The organism is Streptomyces albidicamelliae (assembly GCF_025642175.1).
GTDB lineage: Bacteria > Actinomycetota > Actinomycetes > Streptomycetales > Streptomycetaceae > Streptomyces > Streptomyces albidocamelliae.
The window spans coordinates 2247994-2271682 of the sequence record NZ_CP106795.1; the positions used below are offsets into that span (position 1 = coordinate 2247994).

Sequence of the window (23689 nt, forward strand, 5' to 3'; positions counted from 1 at the left end):
GTGCCTCACCTCACCCCGAGGATCTGCTCCACCGGGTCGATCGCGAAGTACACGAGGAACAGGGCCGAGACGCCCCACAGCAGCCAGTTGACCTCCCGTGCCTTCCCCAGCACCGCCTTGATGACGACGTAGGACAGGAAGCCCGCGCCGATGCCGTCGGTGATGGAGTAGGTGAACGGCATCGCGGCGATGGTCAGGAACGCCGGGATGGCGATCTCGTAGCGGTCCCAGTCGATGTGCTTGACGTGGGTCATCATCAGGAAGCCCACCGCGATCAGCGCGGGCGCCGCCGCCTGGAGCGGGACGATGGTGAGCAGCGGGGTGAGGAAGAGGGCGAGGCCGAAGAGGCCGCCGGTGACCAGGTTGGCGAAGCCGGTGCGGGCGCCCTCGCCGACGCCGGCCGCGGACTCGATGTAGGCGGTGCTGGAGGAGGCCGAGCCGACTCCGCCCGCGACGGCGGCGGCGCCGTCGATGAACAGCACACGGCCGATGCCGGGCACCTGGCCCCGGTCGTCGAGCAGTCCGGCCTCGGCGCTGACGCCGACGATCGTGCCCATGGCGTCGAAGAAGTCGGACAGGACGAGGGTGAAGACCAGCAGGACGGCGGTGAGGACGCCGGCCTTGGCGAAGCCGCCGAACAGACTGAAGTGGCCGACGAGTCCGAAGTCGGGGGCGGCGACGATCCTGTCCGGGACCTTCGGGGTGGTCAGGCCCCAGCTCTTGATGTCGGCGGCGGCGTCGATGACGATCGCGACCACGGTCGTCGTCACGATGCTGATGAGGATCGCGCCCTTCACCTTGCGGGCGAGCAGGGCGATGGTGAGCAGGACGCCGAGGCAGAAGACGAGGACGGGCCAGCCGGTGAGGCGGCCGACCGCGCCGAGCTGTACGGGCACGGTGGTGTGCGCGGCGTCCGGGATGCGGCTGACGAAGCCGGCGTCGACGAAGCCGATGAACGCGATGAACAGGCCGATGCCGACGCCGATGGCCTGCTTCAGCTGCTGCGGGATCGCGTTCATGATGGCCTTGCGCAGGCCGGTGAGGACCAGCAGACAGATGACCAGGCCTTCGAGGACGACCAGACCCATCGCGTCGGACCAGCTCATCAGCGGGGCGAGCTGGAAGGCGACGACGGCGTTGAGGCCGAGGCCCGCGGCGATGGCGAGCGGGAGGTTGCCGCCGACGCCCATCACGACGGTCATCACACAGGCCACCAGCGCGGTGGCGGTGACGAGTTGGCCGGTGTCGAGGGAGTGGCCGAACTTGTCCTTGGCGCTGCCCAGGATGATCGGATTCAGGACAAGGATGTAGGCCATGGTGAAGAACGTGGCGAAGCCGCCGCGTATCTCCCGGCCGAACGTGGATCCCCGCTCGGAGATCCGGAAGTACCGGTCGACGCCGTTCCGGGCGGGTGGCGCGGTGCTGGGACGCTGATCCACCTTCTGCGACTCGGACATGGTCCAACTCCTCGGTGCCTGGTGAGCGGTGTGCGGGTGCTGGCTGGATTGTTCCCGCGCCACATCTGTTTCAGGTTTTCGCCGTGTTACGGAATGGACAGCGGGCGGCCCCCGTCACCGGCACGGTGGGCCGGTGACGGGGGCCGGGCACGAGCGTCCGCTCAGGACCTGCGGCCTGCCGCCGGGGCGGTCAGGAGACGAAGTACGTCGGGTTGGGCAGCTTGTACCTGCGGTCGGCGTGGCCGCCGTCCAGGTCCGAGTACTGGTCGCCGAAGTTGGCGATGATCTCGTAGCCGAGGTCGTCCTCGATGTGCTTGCGGGTGCCGCCCTTGTACTGCACGGTCGTGCAGTTCCAGGTGCCCGGGGTGGCGCAGTCCTTCAGGTAGGCCGGCGGGTTGGCCTTGTCCTTGAGGAACATGTGGTCGGCGTCGAGGTTCACGTCGGCGCCGACCTTCTTCAGGTTCTCCACCGCGGCGGCCCGCTGGGCCTCGCCGAGGCCGGAGTTGTAGAAGACCTCGACGCCGTGGGCCTCGGCGTACCGCACGAGCTCGGGGCTGCCGAAGACGGCCGGGCGGTCGGCCTTGTTCACGTAGTCGTTCCACGTGGTGGAGTTGTACGTGTAGTTGTAACGCTTCTCGTAGTCGAGGCTGAGCAGCAGCGTGTCGTCGATGTCGAAGACGACGGCCGGCTTCTCACCGTGGCGGTGCGCCTTGCGGGCCGCCTTGTCGATGTAGCGCTTGGCGTCGGCGTCGATGCGCGCCAGGTCCTCGGCGTACGGGCTGTCCGGGGACGCCTGGTAGACGCCGTTGCTGTCGGCGGTGGTGCCGTAGTAGGTGTCGATGTCCTTGACCAGGAGCCCGATGTTGTAGGGCTCGTGGGTCGAGTTGGCCGTGGACTGACCGGCGGTGGCCGCGCCCGCGCCGTACAGGGCGGCACCGGCGACGACGCAGGCGGCGCCGGCGGCGGCCGCTCTGAGGGACTTCCGCATGGATTCTCCGGATCTGGTGAAAGTACGTGATGTACCAGGTCAGAGATTGTCTACGCGCATCACAACCACATCGCGAGCCCTGTTACCCGATCGATACGCACCCCCGCCGGCCCCCACATCCCCGCCGACCTGGACCATTACATTCCCCTTGCCCACACGTGGCGTTCACTTGACCGAACCCTTCCGGGTCCACAAGTGCCCCTCAGTAGCGTGGCGTTCGATGGCGGGACGTGAGGTTCATCCGGCGTACGGGTCCGCTACTGTGCCCGGGCGGCTGAGGAACGTGAAGTCGCAGCCCGTGTCGGCCTGGGTGATCTGCTCGTCGAAGAGGGCGCCGTAGCCGCGTGTGTAGCGGGCGGGCGGTGGGGTCCACTCGGCCCGGCGCCGCCGCAGCTCCTCGTCCGTCACGTGCAGGCGCAGGCTGCGGGCGTCGACGTCCAGGGTGATCAGGTCCCCGGTGCGGACCAGCGCCAGCGGTCCGCCGACGTACGACTCGGGTGCCACGTGCAGGACGCAGGTGCCGTAACTCGTGCCGCTCATCCGGGCGTCGGAGATCCGGACCATGTCCCGCACGCCCTGCCTGAGCAGGTACTCCGGGATCGGGAGCATGCCGTACTCGGGCATGCCGGGGCCGCCCCTGGGGCCGGCGTTGCGCAGCACCAGGACGCTGTCGGCGGTGATGCCGAGCGCCGGGTCGTCGATGGTGCGCTGCATGGTCCGGTAGTCGTCGAAGACGACGGCCGGGCCGGTGTGCCGGAGCAGGTGCGGGGCCGCGGCGATGTGCTTGACGACCGCGCCGTCCGGACAGAGGTTGCCGCGCAGGACGGCGACCCCGCCCTCGCTCGCGACCGGGTCGTCCCGGGTCCTGATGACGTCGTCGTCGTGCACGACGGCGCCCGCGAGCTGCTCGCGCAGGGTGTCGCAGGTGACCGTCGGCCGGTCGAGGTGGAGCAGGTCGGGGATCCGGGACAGGAATCCCGGGAGGCCGCCGGCGAAGTGGAAGTCCTCCATGAGGTGTTTCCGCCCGCCCGGCCGGACGTTCGCGAGGACGGGCACCGTGCGGGCGATGCGGTCGAAGTCGTCGAGGGTGAGCCTCACTCCGGCGCGGCCCGCCATGGCGATCAGATGGATCACGGCGTTGGTGGAGCCGCCGAGGCCGAGGACGGTGGTGACGGCGTCCTCGAACGCCTCGCGGGTGAGGATCCGGCTCAGCTTCCGGTCCCGGTGGACCAGTTCGACGGCCGTCATCCCCGCCCTGGCCGCCATCCGGTCGTGCCCGGAGTCCACCGCCGGGATGCTGGACGCGCCCGGCACGGTCACCCCGAGCGCCTCGGCGGCCGCGGTCAGCGTGGACGCCGTGCCCATGGTCATGCAGTGGCCGGGCGAACGGGCCAGACCGCTCTCCAGCTCGCTCAGCTCGCAGTCGCCGATGAGGCCGGCGCGCCGCTCGTCCCAGTACTTCCACATGTCGGTGCCCGAGCCGAGCACCTCCCCGCGCCAGTGCCCCGGGAGCATGGGTCCGGCCGGTACGAACACGGCGGGCAGATCGGCGGAGGCGGCGCCCATGAGGAGCGCCGGGGTCGACTTGTCGCAGCCGCCCATGAGCACCGCGCCGTCGACGGGATAGGAGCGCAGCAGTTCCTCGGTCTCCATCGCGAGCAGGTTGCGGTAGAGCATGGGGGTCGGCTTCTGGAAGGTCTCGCTGAGGGTGGAGACCGGGAACTCCAGCGGGAAGCCGCCCGCCTGCCACACCCCGCGCTTGACGGCCTGCGCGCGGTCGCGCAGGTGGACGTGGCAGGGGTTGATGTCGGACCAGGTGTTCAGGACGGCGACGACCGGCTTGCCGAGGTGTTCCTCGGGGAGGTAGCCGAGCTGGCGGGTGCGCGCCCGGTGGCTGAAGGAGCGCAGTCCGTCGGCGCCGTACCACTGGTGGCTGCGCAGTTCCGCGGGGTCGCGGCGCGGTGTGCTCATGTCGGCCATCCGGCGACGACGGCGGCGATCTCGGCACGCTCCTCCTCGGGCAGCGCCCTGCTCGGCGGGCGCACGTCCCGCCGGCACAGGCCGAGCGCGGCGAGGGCCTCCTTGACGACGGTGACGTTGTCGGCGGAGCGGTGGGCGGCGCGCAGTTCCTCGAAGCGCCGGATCCGCTCCCAGACCTTCATGGCGGCCGGGAAGTCGCCGGTCCGGAGGGCTTGCAGCATGTGCCGTGAGACGGCCGGGGCGACGTTGACCAGTCCGGAGGTGAAGCCGGTGGCGCCCGCGGAGAAGTAGGACGGGGCGTACGGTTCGGCCAGACCGGCGACCCAGACGAAGCGGTCGAGGCCGGCGTCCCGGGCGAAGGCCGCGAAGCGCGCCGCGTCGGGGACCGCGTACTTCACACCGATGACGTTGGGGCAGTGCGCGGCGAGTTCGGCGAGGCGGGCGCCGGGCAGCCCGGGGTCGCGGACGTACGGCACCACGCCCAGCCCGGGTACGGCCTCGGCGACGGCGCGGTGGTAGTCGACCCAGCCGGCGGCCGACACGTAGGGGTGGACCGGCTGGTGGACCATGACCATGCGGGCGCCGGCGTCGCGGGCGTGCCGGGCGGACTCCGTCGCCGTGGGGAGGTCGTGCCCGACCCCGGCGAGGACGACGGCACGGTCCCGCGCCTCCTCGACGGTCGTCTCGGTGACCAGGCGGCGCTCCTCGGGGGTGAGCGCGTAGAACTCGCCGGTGTTGCCGTTGGGGGTGAGGGTGGTGATCCCGCCGTCGAGCAGGCGGCGCAGCAGCGCCCGGAGGGTGCCGGTGTCGACGGAGCCGTCGGCGGCGAAGGGGGTGACCGGGATGGCCACCACGTCGGCCAGGGCCGCCCGCTGCGCCTCGAAGGTGTGGGTGCTCATCGTCGGCCCTCCTCGGGCCAGGGCGCGGTGTCCGGGGGGAAGGCCCGCTCCACGAACGAGGCGATGTGCGCGTGCAGGGCGCTCGCGGCGCCGTCCGCGTCGCCGCCGAGGGCGAGCCGCAGGATGTCGCGGTGCTCCGCCGCCTCCCGCTCCCAGGACGGGTCGGCCGCCCAGGCGGCGGCGGAGACGAGCGCGGCCTGGTCGCGGACCTCGTCCAGCATCCGGCCGAGCAGCGGGTTGCCGCACGGCAGGTAGAGGGCGCGGTGGAACTCCCGGTTGGCCAGGGAGCGTTCGGCGGTGTCGGTGGCCTCGTCGGCGCGGGTCAGCGCGTCGCGGGCGGCGTCGAGGAAGGCGCCCCGCCGGACGGTCCGGCGCAGGGCCTCGGGCTCCAGCAGCAGCCGTACGTCGTACACCTCGCGCGCCATGTCCGCGTCCACCGTGCGCACGGTGACGCCCTTGTACTGGTTCATCACGACGAGACCGGTCCCGGCGAGGGTCTTCAGCGCCTCCCGTACGGGGGTCTTGGACACCCCGAACAGCGCGGCCAGTTCCGACTCGACCAGCGCCCGGCCGGGCGTCAGCTCTCCGGTGAGGATGCGGTGTCTGATCGCGTCCAGCACGTACTGCGTGCGGGAGGGGATCGGCGGGGGCACAGCGGCCGTGCGGGAGGCCATGCGGTCCCTCTCGGATCTCACCTGGCGCGTCTCATATATGACATACGAAGTACGACGCGTCGAAGGTAGGAGGAGGCCCGGCTTTCGTCAATGCCTCTGACAAAAGGAGGTCGGCGCGGTACCCGCAGGACGCTCAGAGGGCGTGGAGGTCGCCCTCGACGGCCATGCGCGCCGGCCTGCCGAAGACGGCGCCGGCGCGGGCCGCAGCCGACTCCCGGGTCAGCGTGGGGCCGACGTGGGTGACCAGCAGTTCGCGCACCCGGGCGTCGTGGGCGACCCGGCCGGCGTCCTCCGGTGTCAGGTGCACCGGGTGCGGGCGTCCGCCCTCGCGGTGCGCGTCGACGTCCGCCTCGCAGAGGAACAGGTCGGCCCGGGCGGCGAGTTCGGCGAGGGCGGGACAGGGTCCGGTGTCCCCCGAGTACGCCAGCACGCTGCCCTGGGACTCGGCGCGCAGCCCGTAGGCCTCCGTGTCGTGGACGACGGCCCGCGCGGTCAGGCGGAGGTTCCAGTGCCGGACGTCGCAGCCGTCGTACAGGGCCCGGAAGTCGAAGACGCCCTTGAGGAAGTCGACGTCGGCACGGCCGAAGAAGCCCGCGAGGCGCCGCGCGCAGTCCTGCGGGGCGTACAGCGGGATCGGCGCGGGCGGGGTCATGCCACCGAAGGCGAACGCGTAGGCGGCGGACAGCAGGTCGGCGCTGTGGTCGGCGTGCAGGTGCGAGATCCAGATCGCGGTGAGCCGCGCCGGGTCCGTGTGCCGTTGCAGCGCGGCGAACGTCCCTGGCCCGGCGTCCACCCACACCTCGGCGCCCCCACCGGACACCAGGTACCCGGAGCAGGGCCGGTCCGGCCCCGGGTGGGGCGAGGCGGTACCGAGGACGGTGAGGGTGAGCGGCATGGGAGGGAGCGTACGGCGCCGACCGCCCGGACCCGCGCCACTCCGCCAAACGGAACTCCGGTCACCGGATCGGGTGGATCCTGGCGGCGCCGTGCCGAAGGGGGGACGCGGCCCGTCCGGTCAGGGCATGTCGTCCGCCGATCGGGCCGGCGTCGGCCGGTGCACCGGCGCCGTGCCTCCACCGCACCGGCCCGGGCCCTCGTGCCGAGCCCGCCCGGACACTCAGCCGCGCGCCCCGGCTGCCAGCCCGGGTCCCGCCCGCTCAGACCGACCGCCCGGTCCAGCAGGGGTGCGTCCGCCGGGACCGGGACGACCGGTCCGAAGATGCCGCCGCCGCGGCTCGGGTCGTCGGCGGCGGCGCGCAGGAAGCCGTGGGCGGACGCGAGGGCGTCCGGATCGGGGTCGTAGGGCAGACCGAGGGCGCGGGCCAGGTCCCAGCCGTGGATCACCAGTTCGTCCGCGACGACGGCACCCGCCACCGCCCCCGGCAGGTCCACCCCGCCGGCCCGGGTGTCACCGGTCCAGGCGGCCGGGTCGCGCCAGGCGTCGGCCAGCTCGTCCAGCACCTTGGGCAGGTCCTCGCGCCAGCCGTGGCCGATGTCCGGCAGGGTGGCGTTCGGGTTGGTGTCGGTCGCCGCGCCGAGGTCCTTGCGGGCGGCGTCGCGGAAGGCCACGGACAGGTGCAGCAGATGGCCGAGCAGGTTGCGCACCGGGAGGTCCGGGCAGGGGGTGGCGTCCGCCAGCCGGTCGTCGGACACGGACTCGGCGAGCCCCGCGAGGATCCTGGTCTGCGGGCCGAGGTCCACCATGGTCATGGCTCACTCCTTCGAAGGTGCGGTACCCGTACCCAGGGCTGACCTGGCGGCGGCCGGAAACTCATCGGTGCCCTGCCCCCGGTTCCACGGCGCGCGTCCGCCGCGGAGGCACCACAGGGCGATCACCGGGTCGCACAGCGCGCAGCCGAACGAGGAGTCGTGGGCGAAGGGGACGATCGGATGCCCCTTGAGGTGGTGCACGACGTCCCACGCGGTGTGCAGCAGCCAGCCGACGCCGACGAAGGTCCAGGAGTCCAGGCCCCGGTAGGCGACCCAGGTGGCGACCGCCGTGAACGCGAACTCCCAGCCGCCGAGGCCCCCGCCGCCGAGGTAGGCGGCGCCCGCACCGGCCACCATGACGGCGTTGAGGCGGCGCCGGTGCGGCTCGGGGACGAGGGACATGAGGACGACGTAGAGCAGGCCGATGAGGACCGGAGCGAGGTAGCGCATGCGCTCGACGGTAGGGTTCCGCCCGCCCGCGCCCCAGGGGCGTTGGTGCCAGGTTCCGACGGATTGTCGCCGCCGCGGCCCGGCCCGGAACAGGGCACCTGACCGATCCGGTGGTACCCGCCTCAGGCCCACGATGACCTGGCATGACGACTTCCTGGACCGTGCGCCGCGTCCTGCGGGACCGCAACGCCGGGCTGTACCTCGCGGGGGTGGTGGTGTCCTCCTTCGGCACCACCTCCCTCGCGCCCGCGGTCGGCGTGTGGGTCAAGGACCTGACCGGGTCCGACAGCCTGCCCGCCCTGTGCATGCTCGCCGCGTGGGCGCCCACCCTCGCCGGCCCGGCGCTGGGCGGAATCGCCGACCGCGTGCGCCGCAGGCCCCTGCTCATCGCCCTGAACCTGGGGCTCGCCGCCGCCCTCATGGCGCTCTTCGCCGTCCGCTCGCCCGACGGGCTGTGGCTGCTGTGCACCGTCCTGTTCCTGTACGGCACCGTCGGCGCCGTCGCCGAGGCCGCGGAGTCGGCCCTGGTCACCGCGGCCGTCCCGGGCCGGCTCCTGGGCGACTTCAACGGACTGCGGATGACCGCGGCGGAGGGCACGAAGCTCCTCGCCCCGCTGACCGGCGCGGCGCTGTACACGGCCTTCGGCGGCCCGGCCGTGGCCTGTCTGGACGCGGTCACCTTCGTGCTGGCCGCCGGTCTGTGCGCGCTGCTGCGGGTGCGCGAGGAGCCGCCCGTGCGGTCCGGCGCCGGCTGGTCGCGGGAGACCGCCGAGGGCGTCCGGCGGCTGTGGGGCGACCCCGGGCTGCGCGCGCTGGTCCGGGCGGGCGGTGCCACGATGCTGCTGGCCGCGCTGAGCAGCACGACGACGTACGCCGTCGTGGACCGCCTCGGCCACTCCCCCGCCTGGACGGGTGTGCTGTCCGCCGTCCAGGGGCTGGTTCGGTGACGGCCGGGCTCGTGTCGGGGGCCGCGCTGCGGCGGCTCGGCGGGCGCCGGTTCGCGGCGGCGGGAACGGCGCTGACGGGGTGCGCGGTCGCCGCGCGGGCGGTGCCCTGCGACGCCGTCGCGCTCGCCTCCGCCGCGGGGATCGGCCTGGGCCTGCCCTGCGTGCTCGTCGCGGTGTTCACCGCCGTCCAGCGGCAGACGCCCGGCCCGATGCTGGGCCGCGCGACGGCCACCGCGAACACCCTCGTCCTCTCGCCCACCGCCGTCGGGCTGGGGGCGGGCGCCGGGCTGGTCGAACTGGCCTCCCCCGTGCTGTTTTTGCCCCTGTACGGCGTCGGGCTGCTCGCGACGGCCGCGGCGCTCGCTCAGCGCGCGGACAGCGCCTCCCGCACCGCCGCCAGGTCGCCGTCCGACGCCAATCCGGCGTGATACAGCCGCAGTTCCGTCGCGCCCTCGGCACGCGCGCGTGCCGCGTCCGCCGCGAGCGTGCCGGGCCCGCCGCCCATGCCGGCGACGATCGTGAGGTTGGCGGCCAGCACCGTCCGTCCGCCCGCGTGTTCGGCGAAGGGCGCCAGCAGGTCCGTACCCCCCGTGCAGGGCACCACCACGCCGTCGGCCACGGAGAGCACGCGGGCGGGGTCGGTGCCCACGTTGGCGCCGCAGTGGTAGGAGACCGGGTCGGCGTGCAGCAGGACCTGGAAGTCCTCGGGCGCGGCGGCACGAACGGCGGTGACGGCCTCCTCCTGGAGGCCGGCGGCCGTTTCCTCACGCCACGCGCGCGTGGCGGCCGCGGTGTCCTCGCCGAGCAGCTTGCCGACCGTGGGCCAGCCCCCGTCGTCCGCGGCGCCCCGCCACAGCGGCTCCAGCGCGGTGCGCACGGCCGCCGCCAGCCCGTCCGCGTCGAGGCCCCGCGCGCCGTACCCGTCCCGGCACGAGGGGCAGAAGCACAGGGACATCAGGTACTGCCCGGCGTCACCGAGGGCGATCCCGGCGGTCTTGTCGTGCGCGTGCAGGTGCTGGAGCCCGTACCAGCCGAGGGACTCCAGTTCGGTGCCCCGCGCGCCGGGCCGTACCGCGGCCTCGGCCGCGAGGTCGACCAGGTAGGCGCGCGTGGCGGGCTGGGCGATGCAGGGCGCCCAGGGGTAGCGGTCGCCGTAGGCGTTGACGACGGAGGTGTCCGGATGCTCGGCGCCGAGGCGGGAGTTGTGGGCGAGGACGACCCAGGTGTGCACCTCCAGACCGGCGTCCGCGAGCGCGGCCGCGGCCTCGCCGTAGGCGTTGCCGGGCGCCCAGCGGCCGGCGGGGTACGGGCGCAGGCCGCGGCCCGCCCAGCGGTCGCCCGGCGGGTAGAGGACGGCCGCGTATTCCGCGGTGACGATGCGGTGGCGGGGGTGGCGGGGGGTCAGGGCGCGTGTGGAGTGGTAGGCGGACGCGAGGGTCACCTGCTCGACGCCGAGTCCGGCGACGCGTGCCGCGGCACCGGGGTCCCCGTTGACGTCCCACGGGTAGACGAACGCCGACGCCTTCACGCGTCCCCCTCCAGCAGCGCGTACCCGCGCTCGATCAGCCGGGCGAGCTTCTTGACGTGGTCCTCGGCCGGTTCGTGCAGCGGGGGGCGGACCTCGCCGACGTCCAGGCCGCCCAGCCGCACGCCGGCCTTGACGAGGGAGACGGCGTAGCCGCGGCCCTGGGCGCGCAGTTCGACGAAGGGCCGGTAGAAGCCGTCCAGGAGGCGCCGGACGGTTTCCGTGTCGTCCGCTTCGAGCGCCCGGTGGAAGGCGAGCGCGATCCCGGGGGCGAAGCAGAACACCGCCGAGGAGTACAGGGTGACGCCCAGGGCGCGGTAGGCGAGCTGGGTCTGCTCGGCGGTGGGCAGGCCGTTGAAGTACAGGAACTCGCCGGGCGCCTCGGTGCGGACGGCGCTGATGACGCGCTGGACGAGGTCGAGGTCGCCGAGGCCGTCCTTGAGGCCGATGACGCCGTCGGTGCGGGCGAGTTCCACGGCCGTCGCCGGGGTGAGGACGGCGTTGTCCCGCTGATAGACGATCACCGGCAGCGCGGTGGCGGCGGCGATCTCGCGGTAGTGCCGCAGCAGCCCCTCCTGTCCGGCGAGCACGAGGTACGGCGGCATGGCGAGGAGGCCGTCGGCGCCCGCGCCCTCGGCGAGACGGGCGTAGCGGACGGCGAGCGCGGTGCCGTATCCGGTGCCCGCGACGACCGGGACCCGCCCCTCGGCGGCCTCCACGGCCGCCCGGACGCAGGCCTCGAACTCCTCCGGCAGCAGCGCGTGGAACTCCCCGGTGCCGCAGCAGGCGAACACGGCGGCGGCACCGGCCGCGACGCCGCGACGCACATGGGTGCGGAAGACGTCGAGGTCGAGGGCGCCGTCGGGGCCGTAGGCCGTGACGGGGAAGAAGAGCGGCCCGCTCGGGTCGCGGAGCCGGGCGGCGAGAGGGGCAGGCGTCACGAGCGCTCCCTGTCGGTGCATGCTTCTGATCGTCGTCTATATTTCTGAACGATCTCACGCTACGGGCCGCCCTCGGAGCGGGTCAAGCGCGCGAACGGGCGCATCGGCGGCGGATTTCCCCCGTTCACGGCACACTTGACGAGGCAAGTCCGCGCTCCCTAGCGTGTCCACGCATGTGAATGCCGTTCATGAACGCGGCCGTTGACGTCGAAGGAGACCGAGGATGCCCGCACCCCGCACCGTCCTGCTCACCGGCGCCGCAGGCGGGCTCGGCACCCTGATGCGGTCCCTGCTGCCGGAGCACGGTCACACACTGCGCCTGTTCGACGTGCGCCCCGTGGAGGACGCGCCGGACGCGATCACCGCGGACCTCGCCGACAAGGAGGCCCTGCGCGAGGCCGTGCGGGGCGTGGACGCGGTCCTCCACCTCGCCGGGATCTCCCTGGAGGCCCCCTTCGAGAAAGTGCTCCGGTCGAACATCGAGGGGACCTACAACCTGTACGAGGCGGCCCGCCTCGAAGGCGTGCCCCGGATCGTCTTCGCCTCCTCCAACCACGCCGTGGGCTTCACCCCCGCCCCGCGCGCGGGCGATCCGCTGATCCCGGTCGACACCCCGCGCCGCCCGGACACCTTCTACGGCCTCTCCAAGTCCTTCGGCGAGGACCTGGCCCAGCTCTACTGGGACAGGCACGGCCTGGAGACCGTCTCCGTCCGCATCGGCTCCTGCTTCCCGGAGCCGACCAGCGTGCGCATGCTCTCGGTGTGGATGAGCCCGGCCGACGGCGCCCGCCTCTTCCACGCGGCCCTGACCGCCGAGGACGTCGGCCACACGGTGGTCTACGGCTCCTCCGCCAACACCCGCCTGTGGTGGGACCTCACCTCGGCACGGGCGCTGGGCTACGAACCGCGGGACGACTCCGAACCCTGGGCCGCGAAGCTGATCGCCGAACAGGGCGAACTGGACCCGGCGGACCCCGCCCAGGGCCGCCTCGGCGGGCACTTCGTGACCGACCCGCCGATCTGGCCCCACTGAGCCGCCGTCGGCTCCGGACAGCCGGGAGACCGCCGGGCCGGAGACCCGTGACACCGGCGAGTCCGACGGCCGTGACGCCGGTGGGTCGACAGCCGTGACGCCGGCGGGCCCGGCAGCCCTCACACCGGCGGGCCGGCAGCCGGAAACGACCGTCCACGCGCGCGGACGGGCACCGAACGGGCCCGCCCGCGCCGCGTTCGGGCATCCGCGCCGCCCGCTCCCACCCCGCCGCCCACGCCGCCGCAGGTCCGCGACGGGCACAGCAGGGGGCGAACGGGCACACCCGGGCAGTATCGGGCCCGCAACAGACCTGGTCAGCGCCGCGCACCCGCTGTAGAACTTCCCCCATGGGCCCGAACGGGCAGTTCCCAGGGAAGCGGGTGACGGCATGAGCACGAGGACGGCGGAAGAACGCCAGCGCGAGATCGTGCGGGCCGCGCGCGCCACCGGCTCGGTGGACGTCACCGCGCTCGCCGCCGAGCTGGGCGTGGCCAAGGAGACCGTACGGCGCGATCTGCGCGCGCTGGAGGACCACGGCCTGGTCCGCCGCACCCATGGCGGGGCCTGCCCGGTGGAGAGCGCCGGCTTCGAGACGACGCTCGCCTTCCGGGCCACCAGCCACGTGCCCGAGAAGCGCCGGATCGCGACCGCCGCGGCCGAGCTGCTCGGGGACGCCGAGACCGTCTTCGTCGACGAGGGCTTCACCCCGCAGCTCATCGCCGAAGCCCTCCCCCGGGACCGGCAGCTGACCGTGGTCACCGCGTCCCTGCCGGTCGCGGGCGCCCTCGCGGAGGCCGAGCAGGTCTCCGTCCTGCTGCTGGGCGGCCGGGTCCGCCCCGGCACCCTGGCCACCGTCGACCACTGGACCACGAGGATGCTGGCCGGATTCGTCGTCGACCTCGCCTACATCGGCGCCAACGGCATCTCCCGCGAGCACGGACTCACCACGCCCGACCCCGCCGTCAGCGAGGTCAAGGCGCAGGCGATCCGGGGCGCCCGGCGGACCGTGTTCGCCGGGGTCCACACCAAGTTCGGAGCGGTCAGCTTCTGCCGGTTCGCCGAGGTCGGCGCCCTGGAGGCGATCGTGACGAGCACCCTGCTCCCGGCCGCCGAGGCCCACCGCTACTCCCTGCTGGGCCCGCAGGTCGTCCGGGTCTGACTGCCCCACCCACCTCCACCCACCTCCCCCGAGGGCGCGCCACCCCTCCGAGCGCCCCTTATATCCCCATACCTCCAGGAGCGATCCATGCGCACCCCGAGCCGACGGAGGCCGCGAGCCACGCTCGCCACGGCCGCCGCAGGGACGCTGCTCGCCCCGCTGATCTCCGGCTGCTGGGCCGGTGCGGGCGGGACCGGTTCCGGCGGCGACTCCCTCAACGTCCTGATGGTCAACAACCCCCAGATGACCGAGCTGCAGAAGCTGACCGCCGCGCACTTCACCAAGGAGACCGGCATCAAGGTCAACTTCACGGTGCTGCCGGAGAACGACGTCCGCGACAAGATCAGTCAGGACTTCGCCAACCAGGCGGGCCAGTACGACGTGGCCACCCTCTCCAACTACGAGATACCGATCTACGCCCGCAACGGCTGGCTGCACGCCATGAACGGGTACGTCGCCGCGGACCCCGCGTACGACGAGCGGGACGTCCTGAAGCCGATGCGCCAGTCCCTCACCGGCGACGACGGCAAGCTCTACGGGCAGCCCTTCTACGGCGAGTCGTCCTTCCTGATGTACCGCAAGGACGTGTTCGCGGCGAAGGGCCTGACCATGCCCGCCCACCCCACCTGGCGGCAGGTCGCCGCGCTCGCCGCCGAGGCGGACGGCGCCCGGCCCGGCATGAAGGGCATCTGCCTGCGCGGGCTGCCCGGCTGGGGCGAGCTGATGGCACCGCTGACGACGGTCGTGAACACCTTCGGCGGCACCTGGTTCGACAAGGACTGGAAGGCGCGCCTCGACTCCCCGGCCTTCGAGAAGGCCACGAACTTCTACGTCGGCCTCGTCCGCGAGCACGGCGAGTCCGGCGCCGCCCAGGCCGGATTCGCCGAGTGCCTGAACAACATGACGCAGGGCAAGGTCGCCATGTGGTACGACGCCACCTCCGCCGCCGGACTGCTGGAGGCCGACGGCTCCCCGGTCCGGGGCAAGCTCGGCTACGCACCCGCCCCGGTGCAGGAGACCCGGTCCTCCGGCTGGCTCTACACCTGGGCCTGGGGCATCCAGCACGCCTCCCGCAACCCCGACAAGGCCTGGAAGTTCGTCTCCTGGGCCTCGGGCAAGGGCTACGAGCAACTGGTCGGCGACACCGGCGGCTGGTCGAACGTCCCGGCCGGCAAACGCGCGTCGACCTACGAGAGGGCCGCCTACCGCAAGGAGGCGGCCGCCTTCCAGGAGATGACCAGGGAGGCCATCGAGAGCGCCCGCCCCGACAACCCCGGCGTCCAGCCGCGCCCCGCGCCCGGCATCCAGTTCGTGGGCATCCCCGAGTTCACCGACCTCGGCACCAAGGTCTCCCAGGAGATCAGCGCGGCCATCGCCGGACGCCAGTCCGTCGGCACGGCCCTGAAGAAGTCCCAGGCGCTCGCCGAGCGGATCTCCGAGGAGTACGAGGGACGATGACAGCGACGACGACGGCCCCGCTCACGGCCACTCCCGCACGGACGGTACGGCGGCCCCCCGCCCGGCTGCGCGCCTGGGCCACCCGGGCCCCGCTGCTGCCCGCCCTGGTCTTCATGATCGTGGTGACCCAGCTGCCCTTCGTGGCCACGCTGGTGATCTCCTTCTTCGACTGGAACGCCCTCTACCCGAAGGCCCGTCACTTCACCGGCCTCGACAACTACCGCCAGGTGCTGACCGACACGGACCTGCGCCACTCGGTGTGGACGACCGTGCTGCTCACGGCGGCCGTGGTGGTGGCCAGCCTGGTCCTGGGGCTGGCGCTGGCCCTGCTGCTGGACCGCAGGTTCCGCGGCCGCGGCATCGTCCGCACCCTGCTCATCGCCCCCTTCCTCGTGGTACCGGTGGCCGCCGCCCTGCTGTGGAAGCACGTGCTCTACAACCCCGAGTACGGCCTGTTCAACGGGTTGCTGCACCTGGTGGGCGGCCCGCAGCCGGACTGGATCTCGAAGACCCCGCTGCTCGCGGTCGAGGCCTCCCTGGTGTGGCAGTGGACGCCGTTCATGATGCTGATCCTGCTGGCCGGACTGCAGAGCCGCGACCAGCAGCAGATCGAGGCCGCCCGCGTCGACGGCGCGAGCGACTGGCAGATCTTCCGCCACCTCACCCTGCCCCACCTGCGGCGCTACCTCGAACTCGGCGCCCTGCTGGGGTCGGTCTACATCGTGCAGAACTTCGACGCCGTCTTCACCCTCACCTCCGGCGGCCTGGGCACCGCCAACCTGCCCTACACCGTCTACCAGAGCTTCTACCAGGCCCACGAGAACGGGCTCGCCTCCGCCGCGGGCGTCCTGGTGGTCGTCGGCTCGATCGTCATCGCGACCTTCGCACTGCGCGTGGTGTCGTCCCTGTTCCGCGAGGAGGTGTCCCGCGCATGAGTGTCCTGCGCCGAGGCGGCCTGGGTCTCCTGGCCTGGCTGACCGGGATCGTGTTCTTCCTGCCCGTCGCGTGGATGGCGCTGACGTCCTTCCACTCGGAGGCCGACGCGGCGACCAACCCGCCCTCCTTCGCCGCCTCGCCGACCCTCGACGGCTACCGCGAGTTCTTCGGCAGCGGCGGCGGGGCGAGCCCCTGGCCCGCCCTGATCAACTCCCTGGTGGCGTCCGCGGCCTCCACGCTCCTCGTTCTCCTGCTGGCCCTCCCGGCGGCCTACGCCCTGTCCGTCCGCCCGGTGCGGAAATGGACCGACGTCCTGTTCTTCTTCCTCTCCACGAAGATGCTGCCGGCCGTCGCGGGACTGCTGCCGGTCTACCTCTTCGCCAAGAACACCGGAATGCTCGACAACATCTGGCTCCTGGTCGTCCTGTACACCTCCATGAACCTGCCGATCGCGGTGTGGATGATGCAGTCCTTCCTCGCCGAGGTGCCGGTCGCCGTCATCGAGGCCGCCCGCGTCGACGGCGCCCGACTGCCCGTGATCCTCGCGCGCGTGGTCGCCCCGATCGCCCTGCCCGGCATCGCCGCCACCGCCCTGATCTGCTTCATCTTCAGCTGGAACGAACTGCTCTTCGCCCGGGTCCTGACGGGCGTGGTCGCCGAGACCGCCCCCGTCTTCCTGACCGGCTTCATCACCAGCCAGGGCCTGTTCCTGGCGAAGGTGTGCGCCGCGTCGCTGGTCATCTCCCTGCCGGTGCTCGCCGCGGGGTTCGCCGCCCAGGACAAACTGGTCCAGGGCCTGTCGTTGGGAGCCGTGAAATGAAGGCCGCCGTCATCGAGTCCGTGGGCCGCGCCGTCGTCACCGAGGTCCCGGACCCGACGCCAGGGCCCCGCGAGGTCGTCGTCGAGGTCGCCGCGTGCGGTCTGTGCGGCACCGACCTGCACATCCTCCAGGGCGAGTTCGCCCCCGAGCTGCCGATCGTGCCGGGGCACGAGTTCGCCGGCGAGGTGGTCGGGGTCGGCACCCGGGTCACGGAGGTCGCCGTCGGCGACCGGGTCGCGGTCGACCCCTCGCTGTACTGCCACGAGTGCCGGTACTGCCGTACCGGTCACAACAACCTGTGCGAGCGGTGGGCCGCGATCGGCGTGACGACGGCGGGCGGCGCGGCCCGGTACGCCCTCGCCCCGGTGGCCAACTGCGTCAGGCTGCCCGACCACGTGCGCACCGAGGACGCGGCCCTGGTGGAACCCCTCTCCTGCGCGGTCCGCGGCTACGACGTGCTCCGGTCCCGCCTCGGCGCGCACGTCCTGATCTACGGCTCCGGGACCATGGGCCTGATGATGCTGGAGCTGGCCAAGCGGACCGGCGCGGCGAGCGTCGACGTGGTCGACGTGAACCCCGCCCGCCTGGAGACGGCCCGCCGGCTCGGCGTCTCGGGCGCGGCGGCCGGCGCGGACGAACTCGACCGGCCGCACGGCTGGGACGTGGTGGTCGACGCGACCGGCAACGCGGCGGCCATCCAGGACGGCCTGGACCGGGTCGCGAAGGCCGGGACGTTCCTGCAGTTCGGGGTCGCCGACTACGCGACCCGGGTCACCATCGACCCGTACCGCGTCTACAACCAGGAGATCACCATCACCGGCTCCATGGCCGTGCTGCACAGCTTCGAGCGGGCCGCCGAACTGTTCGCCGGCGGGGTGCTGGACCCGGACGTCCTCATCAGCGACCGGATCCCGCTGGAGCGCTACCCCCAGGCTCTGGAGCAGTTCGCGGCCGGGGTGGGACGGAAGATCGTCGTGGTGCCGTAGGCCGATCGGCTGGTAAGGGAACGGTAAAGCGCCCTCGTTCGTTCACCCGGCATGACAGCTATGACCCCTGGCTCGAACATCCCTCTCTCCGCCGCGCGCGTGACGGTGGACGTCGCCGCCCCGGTGCGGCTCGACGTGTCGGGCCTGCTGCTCACCGCCGACGGCAAGGTGCGCTCGGACGACGACTTCATCTTCTACAACCAGCCGGCGGGCCCCGGCGTGACGTACCGCTCCGGCGGCGGTACGTCACCCGACGCCATCACGGTCGACACCGCGGCCGTACCGTCCGACATCGAGAAGATCGTGGTCACCGCCAGCCCGGACGCGGCCGGCCAGACCTTCCAGGGCATCGAGCCGACCGCCACGATCCGCGACGCGGACGGCGGCACCGAACTGGCCTCGTTCACACCGCCGCAGCTCGGCACCGAGACCGCACTGGTCATCGTCGAGATCTACCGCCGCAACGGCCAGTGGAAGGCCCGCGCCGTCGGCCAGGGGTACGCCGACGGACTGGCCGGCATCGCCACCGACTTCGGCGTGACGGTGGAGGAGCCGGCCGCCGCTCCCGCCGCCGCGCCGCAGGCACCCGCCCCGCCGGCCCCGGCGGTGTCCGCCCCGGCCGCTCCCCCCATGCCCCCGGCACCGCCCGCTCCCCCCGCGCCGGGCGCCGGGAAGATCAACCTGGACAAGGGCCGGGTCAGCCTGCAGAAGAACCAGACCGTGTCCCTGGTCAAGGGCGGCCGGCCGCTGCTCTCCCGGGTGCAGATGGGTCTCGGCTGGGAGCCCGCGTTCCGCGGCAAGGACATCGACCTGGACGCCTCGGTCATCGCCTACGGCCCGCAGCGCAACCACATCGACAGCTGCTACTTCGGCAAGCTGACGATCCTGAACGGCGCGGTCAAGCACTCCGGGGACAACCTGACCGGCGAGGGCGGCGGCGACGACGAGGTCATCGTGGTCGACCTCGGCCGTGTCCCCCAGGAGGTCACCGGCCTGGTCTTCACCGTCAACTCGTTCTCCGGGCAGAAGTTCACGGAGGTCGCCAAGGCGTACTGCCGTCTCGTCGACACGGCGACGGGCGAGGAACTGGTCCGCTTCGACCTCACCGGCGCCGAGCCGCAGACGGGCGTCATGATGGCCAAGCTCGTCCGCCAGTTCTCCGGCGAGTGGGACATGACGGCGATCGGCGACTTCGTCAAGGCCCGCACGGTCCGCAACATGGTGGACCCGGGGGCGAGGGCGCTGTAGCTTCCCGGAGCCCCGGCTCCGCGGACGACCCCGGCCTGCGCGCAGGACAGCCCCGCGCGCAGGCCGCCCGCTACGCCCGCAGCCCCTCCCACAGCAAGGTCAGATACCGGCGGATCTCCTCGGGCCCCCCGCCTCCCAGCTCCGACGCCGTGGCCACCCCGTGCGCCAGCCGCAGCACCTCGACCGGCGAGAGGTCCGCCCGCAGGCACCCGGCCTCCTGCGCGGCCCCGACCAGCCTGGTCGCCGCCCCCTGCACCGCCGTACCGCAGGCCGTCACCGCCACCGCGCCGCCGTCCGCGACGGCAGCCCCCAACAGGGCCTTCATGCCCCGCAGCCGGGTCGTCGCCGCGCACAGCTCGGTCAGCCACGCCGGGAGCGCCTCCCCCGGCGGCAGCTCCGCCGCCAGCTCGTCGGCGCGTCTGCCGAGCGCCTCGATCCGGTCCACGTACGCCGCCTCCAGCAGCGCCCGCCGCGTGGGGAAGTGCCGGTACAGCGTGCCGGAGCCGACGCCCGCCCGCTTGGCGATCTGGTCGAGCGACGCGTTCTCCCCGTGCTCGGCGAAGGCCTCCGCCGCCACCTCGAGCAACCGCTCGTAATTGCGCCGAGCGTCCGCGCGCATGGGCCTGACCTGCGACATCCAGCAACTCCTCGCGAACCGGCGGTTCTCCTCGGATTTTACCGATCCCCGGCCCGGCCGGTCCCGGGCGTGCGGCCCGCGCGTGGACACGGATGTGGCCCGCACCCCCCGTGAAGTGCGGGCCACGCCCGGTGCCGGCCGTCGCGGCTCAGTGCTGCCACGGCCAGCGGGTGTCGCGGGCCGCCTCGATCAGCGGCACCATCCGGAACGCCGCGTCCGAGAGACCCCCGAAGGTGTGCCGGTTCCCCGAGCCCGACGGGCCGTGGCCCGCCCGGTAGCCCTCCAGGTTCCAGGTGTAGACCGGGACCCGGTCCGGGATCTGGTCGGTCGGGCCGCCGTGCCCGCTCGGCGCGTACTGCTCGTCGGTGACGATCAGCACCCGGTCGTGCTTCTTGTAGTGCCGGCGCACCGCCGCGGTGGTGTCCGTGCCGCCCAGGTCACCGAAGCGCCCCAGGACCTTCAGCACCGACTCCCCCTTGCGGAACCTCACCCTGTCACTGGTCGAACCGAACTGCACGAGGTCGGCGCTCTCCGCCCGCAGCGCGAGGGCGGTGCCGAAGATCGCCGCCGCGTCGGCCCGGTTGAGCTGCGAGCGCTCGGCCACCGGCGACCAGAACATCGAGCCCGACCGGTCGACCAGCACCAGGGTCCGGCCCGGCAGCACGGGCACGTTGGCCAGCGAGTGGCCGAGCGCCTGCTCCAGCGGGTAGGACCAGCGCAGCGACGGCGCGTGCTGGTAGGCGGCCAGATAGCGGAAGGGGAACTGCCGCGAGCGTGCCACCTGCTCGGGGTCGCTGATCCGCGCGGCGACCCGGGCCGCGACCTCGTCGGACACTCCGGCCTGGTCGAAGTTGCGCAGGTTGCGGACGAGCGCCATCGCGCCCATGGACGGGATGACGGCCTCCCACGCCGCCTTGTCCATCGGGCCCTGGAGCCAGCCCGCCAGCGCCTCCCAGGTGATCCCGGCAGCGGCCAGCCGCTCGGCGCCGCCGGGCGAGGTGACGACCGCCCGGCGCTCGGCGACGGGCAGCGCCATCAGCTCGCGGTGCGCGGTGAGCACCGGGAGCGACGCGGGCGGCACGGCGGTGTCCGGGTTGTGCCGGCGGTCGAGGGCGTACCGGAACAGCTCGCCCTGCCACGGCTTGTCCGCGTCCGGGGACGCGTGCACGAGGTTCAGGATGTCGCCGAAGCGGTACCCCTTGGTCGCGGTGTCGTACTTGAGCAGCGACTTGGCGTGGAACAGCCGTCGTACGGCATCGGCGGCGCCCCGCTTGACGGGCTTGGGCACGGCGCGGCCGTACGTCGACGTCCAGTAGGCCAGCAGCTCGCCGGGCTCGTCCGGACGCTGCAGCACGGAGTCGACGACCTGCCGGTTCGACGGTCCGTCGGTCGCGCCGGCCGCGAGCCGCGCGTGCACGTACTCGGCGGCGCCCACGATCGAGGCCGTCCGCATGTTGCCGTCACCGCGCAGCCAGCGCAGCAGCCCGGCCGTCCAGACCGGGTCGGTCACGGCGAGATCGCGCACGAGGCGGGTGTACCGGTCGTCGCGGTCCTCGGCCTTCTCGTAGAAGGTGTTCTGCGAGACGAAGTTCGCCACCGCGAGCAGGAAGAGCTCGGAGCGAGGGTCGCGCTCCTGACCCCGCCCGCCCTCGTAGGTGCGCAGGATGCGGCCGGTCGACGTGACCGCCGACTTCGGCTGTGCCTTGGCGGTACGCGTGTTGAATCGCGCCATGGTGAATTCCCCCGAATTCCTGACCGTGTTCGTCGTCTTTCCGGAGGGAGGCGCGGCAGCTGGAGGGTGCCCGAGATCAGGGTCGACGGCGGTGTTTACCCAGATGCTCTACCGATTGAGCTACACCGACCCGAAGTCGGTGACGGGACTCGAACCCGCAACCGTCCGATCAATGAAGTAACCGCTGCCTGCGCACCGGACACCCACCATGTGCCGCGCCTCCCGAGATCAGCTCGGCGACGGCTGTTTTTCATTCCGGGAAAGGGAAGTAGCCGTTGCCTTCGCACCGGGAGGTGCGTGAAGTTCTTCGGTGTCCAGAGATCGAGGCCGGCGGCTCCCGCTCCTGGACGAACATCACTCTAGGAGGGGGGCCGCGGGACGGGCGAGCGAATTAATCGCGGCGCGGGGTTCAGCCCCGCTTCTGCCGCTTCCAGGGGCCGGTGATGGCCAGCATGATGCCGGGGGTCTGGATGTTGGCGAACAGGGTGCGGCCGTCCGGGGAGAAGGTGACGCCGGTGAACTCGCTGTACTCGGGCTCCTCCGCGGTGCCGATGTTCAGCTCGTTGCGGGCGATCGGGTAGGTGCGGCCGCTGTCGGTGGCGCCGAACAGGTGCTGGACGCCCTCGCCGTCCTCGGCGATGACCAGGCCGCCGTAGGGAGAGACGGTGATGTTGTCCGGCCCGTCGAAGGCGCCGTCCGCGGCCGGGTCGGGGTTCACGCCGAGCAGGACCTTCAGGGTCAGCGTGCGGCGCTTGGGGTCGTAGAACCAGACCTGGCCGTCGTGCTGGACGGGGCTCTCCGCACGGGCGAAGGAGGAGACGACGTAGACGCCGCCGTCGCCCCACCACATGCCCTCCAGCTTGCGGGCGCGGGTGACCTGGCCGGTCTCGAACTGCTTGCGGACGGAGACCGTCCTGGCGTCGCGGTCGGGGACGTCCACCCAGTCGACACCGAAGACGGTGCCGACCTTCGTGGCGCGGGAGAGGTCGTCGACGAACTTGCCGCCGGAGTCGAAGCACTTGAAGGCCTGGAGGACGCCGGCGTCGTCGGCGAGGGTGCGCAGCTTGCCGCGGCCGTGGCGGAAGCCCTCCGGCGGGGCCCAGCGGTAGAACAGGCCGTTGGGGCCGGAGGCGTCCTCGGTGAGGTACGCGTGACCGCGCTTGGGGTCGATGACGACGGCCTCGTGGGCGTAGCGGCCGAAGGCCTTGACGGGCTTGGGGTCGCGGTTGGCGCGGCGGTCCTCGGGGTCGACCTCGAAGACGTAGCCGTGGTCCTTGGTGAAGCCGTTCTTGCCGGTCTTGTCCTCGGTCTCCTCGCAGGTCAGCCAGGTGCCCCACGGGGTGCTGCCGCCCGCGCAGTTGGTGGCGGTGCCGGCGATGCCCACCCATTCGGCGACCTCGCCGCCGTGGCGGACCTCGACGACGGTGCAGCCGCCGGCCGCGGCGGGGTCGTACACGAGGCCCTCGGTGAGCGGCACCGGGTGCGGCCACTGCGCGCGGGCGCCGGCCAGCTCGTGGTTGTTGACGAGCAGGGTGGTGCCGCGGGGGCCGCGGAAGGTGGCGGTGCCGTCGTGGTTGGACGGGGTGAACTCGCCCGACTCCAGCTTGGTCTTCCCGCTGTAGGTGATGATCTCGTACCGGAAGCCGGCGGGCAGCGCGAGGATGCCGTCGGGGTCGGGGAGGAGCGGGCCGTAGCCGACGCCGTGGTGGCCGTGTGCCGGCGCGCCGTCCGCGCTCTCGGTGTCGGTCTCCGTGGACGCGAGGGCGTTCGGCGCGGTGGCGAGCGCGCCGACGCTGCCCGCCAGGGCGACCCCGGCACCGGTGATCGCGGATTTCCTGGCGAAGTCCCTGCGGGTGAGCGACATGGTGTCTCCTGTGACGGTGGGAGTGCCGTGGAGGGTGGCGGGCCTCGGTTTCGGCGCACACGTTCCCGTCCACTTCTGAACGGGAGTTGAACGCGGGGCTACTTCGGGGGCCCGTGTTCGAGAATCCGCATGAACTGCCCCATGCCCAGCGAAAGCGCCGCCCCCTGCGTCCGGTACGGCGGGTGGGGCCCGGGTCCGGCCTTGCGGTCTTCTCGCGTGCCGGCGCCGAACCGCCGGGCCCGGGC

The 23689-nt window shown here is 72.7% G+C and carries 19 protein-coding genes and 2 pseudogenes; 8 read left to right on the forward strand and 13 right to left on the reverse strand.

From position 1 onward, the window contains the following. Positions 1-5: 5 nt before the first annotated feature. The 8 genes and pseudogenes from N8I86_RS10470 to N8I86_RS10505 all read right to left on the reverse strand — a co-directional run bounded on the left by N8I86_RS10470 (position 6) and on the right by N8I86_RS10505 (position 8158). Positions 6-1457 (reverse strand): NCS2 family permease, encoded by a 1452-nt coding sequence (locus tag N8I86_RS10470; protein WP_263277633.1) that lies wholly within the window; start codon positions 1455-1457, stop codon positions 6-8. Positions 1458-1647: 190 nt separating this feature from the next. Continuing rightward, positions 1648-2445 carry an HAD family acid phosphatase gene (locus N8I86_RS10475; protein WP_073892452.1) on the reverse strand — a complete coding sequence of 266 codons (798 nt, stop codon included), beginning with the start codon at positions 2443-2445 and terminating at the stop codon, positions 1648-1650. Between the two features lie 237 nt (positions 2446-2682). Continuing rightward, positions 2683-4416, reverse strand: coding sequence for an L-arabinonate dehydratase (gene araD, locus N8I86_RS10480; protein WP_263277634.1), 1734 nt, complete (start codon positions 4414-4416; stop codon positions 2683-2685). Next, positions 4413-5324: a dihydrodipicolinate synthase family protein gene (locus N8I86_RS10485; RefSeq protein ID WP_263277635.1), complete on the reverse strand. Its 912-nt coding sequence runs from the start codon at positions 5322-5324 to the stop codon at positions 4413-4415. The genes araD and N8I86_RS10485 overlap by 4 nt, the downstream gene beginning before the upstream one ends. Next, the gene (locus N8I86_RS10490) at positions 5321-5998 is read right to left on the reverse strand and encodes a GntR family transcriptional regulator (RefSeq protein ID WP_263280091.1); all 678 of its coding nucleotides are present in this window, start codon (positions 5996-5998) and stop codon (positions 5321-5323) included. Before N8I86_RS10490 ends, N8I86_RS10485 begins: the two co-directional genes overlap by 4 nt. A 133-nt stretch (positions 5999-6131) precedes the next feature. Continuing rightward, a complete protein-coding gene (locus N8I86_RS10495; protein WP_123438307.1) occupies positions 6132-6893 on the reverse strand; it encodes an MBL fold metallo-hydrolase in 762 nt (253 codons plus the stop codon). A 236-nt stretch (positions 6894-7129) separates the two neighbouring features. Next, positions 7130-7708, reverse strand: a pseudogene (locus tag N8I86_RS10500) (TIGR03086 family metal-binding protein); the annotation flags it as partial. Positions 7709-7711: 3 nt separating this feature from the next. After that, the gene (locus N8I86_RS10505; RefSeq protein ID WP_073892465.1) at positions 7712-8158 is read right to left on the reverse strand and encodes a DUF6010 family protein; all 447 of its coding nucleotides are present in this window, start codon (positions 8156-8158) and stop codon (positions 7712-7714) included. Positions 8159-8301: 143 nt separating this feature from the next. Here N8I86_RS10505 and N8I86_RS10510 point away from each other — a divergent pair. Further along, positions 8302-9533 (forward strand): annotated as a pseudogene (locus N8I86_RS10510) (MFS transporter). On the opposite strand, the gene N8I86_RS10515 reads toward N8I86_RS10510, so the two are convergent. Together N8I86_RS10515 and N8I86_RS10520 are read right to left on the reverse strand one after the other, a co-directional pair. Beyond that, positions 9470-10633, reverse strand: coding sequence for a hypothetical protein (locus N8I86_RS10515; RefSeq protein WP_263277636.1), 1164 nt, complete (start codon positions 10631-10633; stop codon positions 9470-9472). The pseudogene N8I86_RS10510 and the gene N8I86_RS10515 overlap by 64 nt on opposite strands. Further along, positions 10630-11571 (reverse strand): 5-dehydro-4-deoxyglucarate dehydratase, encoded by a 942-nt coding sequence (locus N8I86_RS10520; RefSeq protein WP_073892473.1) that lies wholly within the window; start codon positions 11569-11571, stop codon positions 10630-10632. Before N8I86_RS10520 ends, N8I86_RS10515 begins: the two co-directional genes overlap by 4 nt. A 223-nt stretch (positions 11572-11794) precedes the next feature. Between N8I86_RS10520 and N8I86_RS10525 the strand changes: the two genes are divergently transcribed. From N8I86_RS10525 to N8I86_RS10555, 7 genes are all read left to right on the forward strand, one after another. Further along, entirely contained in the window at positions 11795-12604 is an 810-nt protein-coding gene (locus N8I86_RS10525) for an NAD-dependent epimerase/dehydratase family protein (protein WP_263277637.1), read from the forward strand. Between the two features lie 388 nt (positions 12605-12992). Next, positions 12993-13763 carry a DeoR/GlpR family DNA-binding transcription regulator gene (locus N8I86_RS10530; RefSeq protein ID WP_263277638.1) on the forward strand — a complete coding sequence of 257 codons (771 nt, stop codon included), beginning with the start codon at positions 12993-12995 and terminating at the stop codon, positions 13761-13763. 87 nt (positions 13764-13850) lie between these two features. After that, positions 13851-15221 carry an ABC transporter substrate-binding protein gene (locus N8I86_RS10535; protein ID WP_123438302.1) on the forward strand — a complete coding sequence of 457 codons (1371 nt, stop codon included), beginning with the start codon at positions 13851-13853 and terminating at the stop codon, positions 15219-15221. Beyond that, positions 15218-16156, forward strand: coding sequence for a carbohydrate ABC transporter permease (locus tag N8I86_RS10540; protein WP_263277639.1), 939 nt, complete (start codon positions 15218-15220; stop codon positions 16154-16156). Before N8I86_RS10535 ends, N8I86_RS10540 begins: the two co-directional genes overlap by 4 nt. After that, a complete protein-coding gene (locus N8I86_RS10545) occupies positions 16153-16977 on the forward strand; it encodes a carbohydrate ABC transporter permease (RefSeq protein WP_073892485.1) in 825 nt (274 codons plus the stop codon). Before N8I86_RS10540 ends, N8I86_RS10545 begins: the two co-directional genes overlap by 4 nt. Then, positions 16974-17963, forward strand: a complete 990-nt coding sequence (locus tag N8I86_RS10550) for a zinc-dependent alcohol dehydrogenase family protein (protein ID WP_073892488.1) — start codon at positions 16974-16976, stop codon at positions 17961-17963. The genes N8I86_RS10545 and N8I86_RS10550 overlap by 4 nt, the downstream gene beginning before the upstream one ends. A 60-nt stretch (positions 17964-18023) precedes the next feature. Beyond that, positions 18024-19211: a TerD family protein gene (locus tag N8I86_RS10555; RefSeq protein ID WP_263277640.1), complete on the forward strand. Its 1188-nt coding sequence runs from the start codon at positions 18024-18026 to the stop codon at positions 19209-19211. 70 nt (positions 19212-19281) lie between these two features. Here N8I86_RS10555 and N8I86_RS10560 read toward each other — a convergent pair whose 3' ends face one another. The 3 genes from N8I86_RS10560 to N8I86_RS10570 all read right to left on the reverse strand — a co-directional run bounded on the left by N8I86_RS10560 (position 19282) and on the right by N8I86_RS10570 (position 23444). Continuing rightward, on the reverse strand, positions 19282-19848 hold the full coding sequence (locus tag N8I86_RS10560; RefSeq protein ID WP_123438299.1) for a TetR/AcrR family transcriptional regulator: 567 nt from the start codon (positions 19846-19848) through the stop codon (positions 19282-19284). A 148-nt stretch (positions 19849-19996) separates the two neighbouring features. Continuing rightward, positions 19997-21580 (reverse strand): TROVE domain-containing protein, encoded by a 1584-nt coding sequence (locus N8I86_RS10565; RefSeq protein WP_263277641.1) that lies wholly within the window; start codon positions 21578-21580, stop codon positions 19997-19999. Positions 21581-21989: 409 nt separating this feature from the next. Further along, entirely contained in the window at positions 21990-23444 is a 1455-nt protein-coding gene (locus N8I86_RS10570; protein ID WP_263277642.1) for a PhoX family protein, read from the reverse strand. Positions 23445-23689 lie beyond the last annotated feature (245 nt).

What these genes read in the sequence shown, in the direction of transcription:
- N8I86_RS10470 (WP_263277633.1), bottom strand. Translation starts at nt 1,457, where the DNA reads ATGTCCGAGTCGCAGAAGGTGGATCAGCGTCCCAGCACCGCGCCACCC.
- N8I86_RS10475 (WP_073892452.1), bottom strand. Translation starts at nt 2,445, where the DNA reads ATGCGGAAGTCCCTCAGAGCGGCCGCCGCCGGCGCCGCCTGCGTCGTC.
- araD (WP_263277634.1), bottom strand. Translation starts at nt 4,416, where the DNA reads ATGAGCACACCGCGCCGCGACCCCGCGGAACTGCGCAGCCACCAGTGG.
- N8I86_RS10485 (WP_263277635.1), bottom strand. Translation starts at nt 5,324, where the DNA reads ATGAGCACCCACACCTTCGAGGCGCAGCGGGCGGCCCTGGCCGACGTG.
- N8I86_RS10490 (WP_263280091.1), bottom strand. Translation starts at nt 5,998, where the DNA reads ATGGCCTCCCGCACGGCCGCTGTGCCCCCGCCGATCCCCTCCCGCACG.
- N8I86_RS10495 (WP_123438307.1), bottom strand. Translation starts at nt 6,893, where the DNA reads ATGCCGCTCACCCTCACCGTCCTCGGTACCGCCTCGCCCCACCCGGGG.
- N8I86_RS10505 (WP_073892465.1), bottom strand. Translation starts at nt 8,158, where the DNA reads ATGCGCTACCTCGCTCCGGTCCTCATCGGCCTGCTCTACGTCGTCCTC.
- N8I86_RS10525 (WP_263277637.1), top strand. Translation starts at nt 11,795, where the DNA reads ATGCCCGCACCCCGCACCGTCCTGCTCACCGGCGCCGCAGGCGGGCTC.
- N8I86_RS10530 (WP_263277638.1), top strand. Translation starts at nt 12,993, where the DNA reads ATGAGCACGAGGACGGCGGAAGAACGCCAGCGCGAGATCGTGCGGGCC.
- N8I86_RS10535 (WP_123438302.1), top strand. Translation starts at nt 13,851, where the DNA reads ATGCGCACCCCGAGCCGACGGAGGCCGCGAGCCACGCTCGCCACGGCC.
- N8I86_RS10540 (WP_263277639.1), top strand. Translation starts at nt 15,218, where the DNA reads ATGACAGCGACGACGACGGCCCCGCTCACGGCCACTCCCGCACGGACG.
- N8I86_RS10545 (WP_073892485.1), top strand. Translation starts at nt 16,153, where the DNA reads ATGAGTGTCCTGCGCCGAGGCGGCCTGGGTCTCCTGGCCTGGCTGACC.
- N8I86_RS10550 (WP_073892488.1), top strand. Translation starts at nt 16,974, where the DNA reads ATGAAGGCCGCCGTCATCGAGTCCGTGGGCCGCGCCGTCGTCACCGAG.
- N8I86_RS10555 (WP_263277640.1), top strand. Translation starts at nt 18,024, where the DNA reads ATGACCCCTGGCTCGAACATCCCTCTCTCCGCCGCGCGCGTGACGGTG.
- N8I86_RS10560 (WP_123438299.1), bottom strand. Translation starts at nt 19,848, where the DNA reads ATGTCGCAGGTCAGGCCCATGCGCGCGGACGCTCGGCGCAATTACGAG.
- N8I86_RS10565 (WP_263277641.1), bottom strand. Translation starts at nt 21,580, where the DNA reads ATGGCGCGATTCAACACGCGTACCGCCAAGGCACAGCCGAAGTCGGCG.
- N8I86_RS10570 (WP_263277642.1), bottom strand. Translation starts at nt 23,444, where the DNA reads ATGTCGCTCACCCGCAGGGACTTCGCCAGGAAATCCGCGATCACCGGT.